The organism is Desulfofundulus sp. (assembly GCF_049701015.1).
GTDB lineage: Bacteria > Bacillota > Desulfotomaculia > Desulfotomaculales > Desulfovirgulaceae > Desulfofundulus.
Window position 1 is genome coordinate 1 of the sequence record NZ_JBNATZ010000254.1, and the last position, 3,524, is coordinate 3,524.

At 56.9% G+C, this 3,524-nt stretch carries 7 protein-coding genes; all 7 read right to left on the reverse strand.

What is annotated here, in order from left to right:
* Positions 1–43: 43 nt before the first annotated feature.
* Positions 44–244, reverse strand: coding sequence for a hypothetical protein (locus tag ACPLUI_RS12635; RefSeq protein ID WP_424660611.1), 201 nt, complete (start codon positions 242–244; stop codon positions 44–46).
* Positions 245–345: 101 nt separating this feature from the next.
* Complete coding sequence (locus ACPLUI_RS12640; RefSeq protein WP_424660612.1) at positions 346–1,437, reverse strand: hypothetical protein; 1,092 nt, start codon at positions 1,435–1,437, stop codon at positions 346–348.
* Complete coding sequence (locus tag ACPLUI_RS12645; RefSeq protein ID WP_424660613.1) at positions 1,427–1,609, reverse strand: hypothetical protein; 183 nt, start codon at positions 1,607–1,609, stop codon at positions 1,427–1,429. Before ACPLUI_RS12645 ends, ACPLUI_RS12640 begins: the two co-directional genes overlap by 11 nt.
* Positions 1,610–1,639: 30 nt before the next feature.
* Complete coding sequence (locus ACPLUI_RS12650; protein ID WP_424660614.1) at positions 1,640–1,888, reverse strand: hypothetical protein; 249 nt, start codon at positions 1,886–1,888, stop codon at positions 1,640–1,642.
* A 229-nt stretch (positions 1,889–2,117) separates the two neighbouring features.
* Entirely contained in the window at positions 2,118–2,339 is a 222-nt protein-coding gene (locus ACPLUI_RS12655) for a hypothetical protein (RefSeq protein WP_424660615.1), read from the reverse strand.
* A 56-nt stretch (positions 2,340–2,395) separates the two neighbouring features.
* Positions 2,396–2,797 carry a hypothetical protein gene (locus ACPLUI_RS12660; protein WP_424660616.1) on the reverse strand — a complete coding sequence of 134 codons (402 nt, stop codon included), beginning with the start codon at positions 2,795–2,797 and terminating at the stop codon, positions 2,396–2,398.
* A gap of 15 nt (positions 2,798–2,812) precedes the next feature.
* Positions 2,813–3,316 carry a hypothetical protein gene (locus ACPLUI_RS12665; RefSeq protein ID WP_424660617.1) on the reverse strand — a complete coding sequence of 168 codons (504 nt, stop codon included), beginning with the start codon at positions 3,314–3,316 and terminating at the stop codon, positions 2,813–2,815.
* Positions 3,317–3,524 lie beyond the last annotated feature (208 nt).

Genomic DNA, 3,524 nt, shown 5'->3' on the forward strand with positions numbered 1-3,524 from the left:
GAACGCCGCCGGGCAGCTCTCAAACAGGTTCAGCCGGCTGTAGCTATAGTCCCGCATCTTTTTCTGCCTCCTTCAGGTCGTGGTAGGTGTCTACCAGGGCCAGTATGGCCTTGAGCACGAAAGCTGTCGACACGTTCTCGCCGCTAATTCTCACTCCGTCCTTGCCGTTACATGTAATTGTTAACCGTTCCTCCTGGTTCTTGTTACTACCTTTGGACGTTACAATACGTGTCCAGTTGCCCACTTCGCACCCTCCTTTTTAAAACTGGCGGTTTCCCGCGACCGCCCGAAGTGGGCGGTTTCGGCCCGGGACCGCACAACCGGGCCTCGTCAGGCGGGTAAGGATCAGAAGAATGCTCCCTGGAAAAGCTGCTGGGGCTGCTCGGGTGGCTGGGGTGGTGGGGGTGCTTGTTCCGCGTTGCGCCTGTCGATTTCCGAGTTCAACTGCTTCAGCAGCGCCTGCTTATCCAGCCCGGGCTTGGCCAGGATCGCATTCCGCTTTGCCGGCGGGGTGCCCAGGATGTCCCAGGCGCGGTGAAGTTCCTCGTCAATAGGATCCGGTTCTACCGGGGCCGCAACCGGTTCAGTAGCCTTCTTATTGCGGGCCTGTTTTTTCTCCCCGGGCCGGGTGACTTTCACCAGGGAAGCCTCGGTTTCCGGGTCGTACCAGTCGTCAGGGGGCGATTCGTTTTGGGTTGCCGGTGGCTCAAGGGTGAACGGCTCCGGGTTCTTCTTGTCCAGCACGGCGTCCGGGTAGAGGTCCTCCGGGCGCTCGTTCTCGTCTACGGGCGGTAGCAGGAACACGGGGGCACTGCCCTGCCCGACAGCAACCAGTTTTTGAAGCGTGAATGGGGCGATCAGGTCCAGGACGTAGACGGTTTTCTTTTTGCCGTCTGGGGCCACTTCTTGAGGTTTGAGGACAAGCTGCAAGGGTATCATGCGGATCCGGCCGGCCACGGCGCGGATCATCTCGATGGCGGAGTTGAGGTTGACAATGGAGTAAAAACTTGTTGTATCAATCTGCCAGACGCCGAGGCCCGGCACCTTCGGCAGAAGAAACTGCAGGTTGGCCAGGCGGCGGCAGTGTTTCTTGGCGTACCATTCGCACTCGTCGGGGCAGCACTCGATTTCCTGCATTTCACCCGTTTCCGGGTCAACCATGACGGCCGTCTCGCCGTCGCCTTTGCAGATCAGGCCGGTGCTGGCCCCATAGCGCTTGTACCACTGGGGGAAGAAAATATTCGTGTCCTCCACGGGGAACATAATGTCCAGGACGCGGGGTTTTTCGCCGTAGACCTTCTTCACCTCATCGGGGCACACAAAGTAATCCACGGCCTTGGGGTACTCTTTGCCGCTCTGGGCCAAGGCTTTTTCCCCCAGCCGGATTTTGCCCAGGCGGGGCAGCCTGCGGATGTCGGAAACGCCCTTAATTGCCACTGTCTTCACCACCTTCGTCGCCCTCTTCGGTCAGGTAATCATGTGACAGGTAATCATGCACCAGCCGGGCTATCGTTGTCAGCGTAATGCCGTTTAGTTTGGCATCGTCCGGTATAAAGGCACGTTGAAGCAGGACTGCCGCGATCCTCCGGATGACGGCATCAGCATCCATTCTCACTCACTCCTTCCTCTCCAACTGCTGTTAATCTAAAGTTAAACGCTCACCATATAGTAGAATGTTTGCAGCATCTACTAAAGTCGCAATATCAGGGTCACTAGCTACCTGCCATTCCTTATTGCGCCCAATATAAACGTCTTTACCGCACGTATACCAATCAAGACCCGCATCATCAATACCGCCCAGCATTTGTACTACCTTCTGAAACAAAGCACTCCCCAAATCCTTATCCGTTACATCTACCTCAAGCCTTTGCGTAGCTAAAATTCTCATGACCGCCCTCCTCTCTTTTATATATTTTTAAAAAGTGGGGGAGTGGGCCGGGTTTTGTCCCGGCCCTGCACTACACTGCAAAAAGCCCTGCCAAGGAGGTGGTTGGTTTCAGCCGCCCCGCCGCCAAAGCCCGCGCTAAGTGTCCGGCTCTTTGGGCACGTTCCTTGCCTTCGCTGCTCCCCCGACATGGGAAGTCGCGCACGGGGCAGCTTATTTTCCTGGGTGGCTTTTACGGTACCACCCTACCGCCAGCGTATCTGGACAGGTCCAATTTTTCTTCAAGGGCAATCAGAGCTTGTTGAAGCGCTACCATATAACCCATGTCAACGGTATAATGATCAAGATAAAAGTGGCCGTTAGCGTTTCGGAGAACCTCTCTTGCATTTACAACTACTGACTTTGCTACTCTAGCTACTGCCAGGAGTTCTGGTATAGCAGTAACTAAAGCCAATTCGTCATTGCCATTCATCTTAAATCATCACCTCCGCGCACGGCGCAGCTTACTAACTAGTACACCGTAAACTTATCCAACCGCATCCGCTTCTGATCCGGCGGCACTCTTTCAAATCCCGGTGCCGGGACCATGGCCAGCACCCGGCCCGGGTATGCCTGGGCCGCGATTATACTTCCTACGACAAACGCTCCCGGGAAATGTTCCTCAATCTCGTCCAGCCTGGCGTGCCCCTCCGGGGTGCCCACAAAAACGGTCCGCACCAGCTCGACGCCATCTCTAACCGCAACCACTTCCTCCTTTGGGCTGGCGTTGATCACTACCCCAGACGGCGGGACGGTGACAATTTCGCCGTTACAATCAAAGTTGATCGGGTGCGGGGTGGTATTGATGTAAGTCCTCCCGTTTATCTCCGCAAACCTTAACCCGCCGAATGTTTCTCCCATAAAGACAACCATGTTTTGATTCCCTCCTTATTCCGGTATCGCGCCGGACCTCTCCACTTCGTCCAGCACTTCCTTAACCCGCCCGCCGAAGACCTTCAGGCAGGTCAGCAGATGCTTTATGACCCCCTCCAGGCTCCCAATCCCGCCGTAAGGTCCCAGCTCCTTCGTGTACTTATCCACGTCATCGAGACCCTTGCGCAGGGTTGCTTCCCACCCAGCCAGGGTGTTCGGCAGGGCCTGGGCTAACCCATACAGGTGTACCAGCGCCCGGTCTTTCGCTTCCGCTTCCCACTCGTCGCGGCACTCCGGACACAGCGCCAGGCCGCCGGGGACCGTGACCAGGTTTTCCATACCCACGCAGTCCCCGCACCGGTCGCACCTTTCTTCGGCGTCCCGCCGGGTCAGGATGTCGTAACAGTAAGGACAAACTTTCTCGGCAGCCCACTCCGCCCGGGGCGGGGTGTAGGTCAGTAACTCTCCGTTGTGGATGGTCCGGTTGCACTCCGCGCATGTTTGAGTTAAAATAGTCATGGCAATCCTTGCTCCTTTCTTCTGGTTTTCGGTGGCCGCTCTCTTGCGGCCGCTTTTGCTTTACATCAGGCCAAACAGCCAGGCCGTGTACTTCAGGGCCAGCCAGCAGGTCCAGAACCCTGCCCCCACAGCCCCGATGGCCAGCAGGGTCAGGAAGACCTGCACCCACAACCAGGCTTCCGCCGCTTTTACCAGTCCCTTCACCGGA

Coding starts and splice junctions, on each gene's coding strand:
- ACPLUI_RS12665 (WP_424660617.1), bottom strand. CDS start 3,316: ATGACTATTTTAACTCAAACATGCGCGGAGTGCAACCGGACCATCCAC.
- ACPLUI_RS12650 (WP_424660614.1), bottom strand. CDS start 1,888: ATGAGAATTTTAGCTACGCAAAGGCTTGAGGTAGATGTAACGGATAAG.
- ACPLUI_RS12660 (WP_424660616.1), bottom strand. CDS start 2,797: ATGGTTGTCTTTATGGGAGAAACATTCGGCGGGTTAAGGTTTGCGGAG.
- ACPLUI_RS12645 (WP_424660613.1), bottom strand. CDS start 1,609: ATGGATGCTGATGCCGTCATCCGGAGGATCGCGGCAGTCCTGCTTCAA.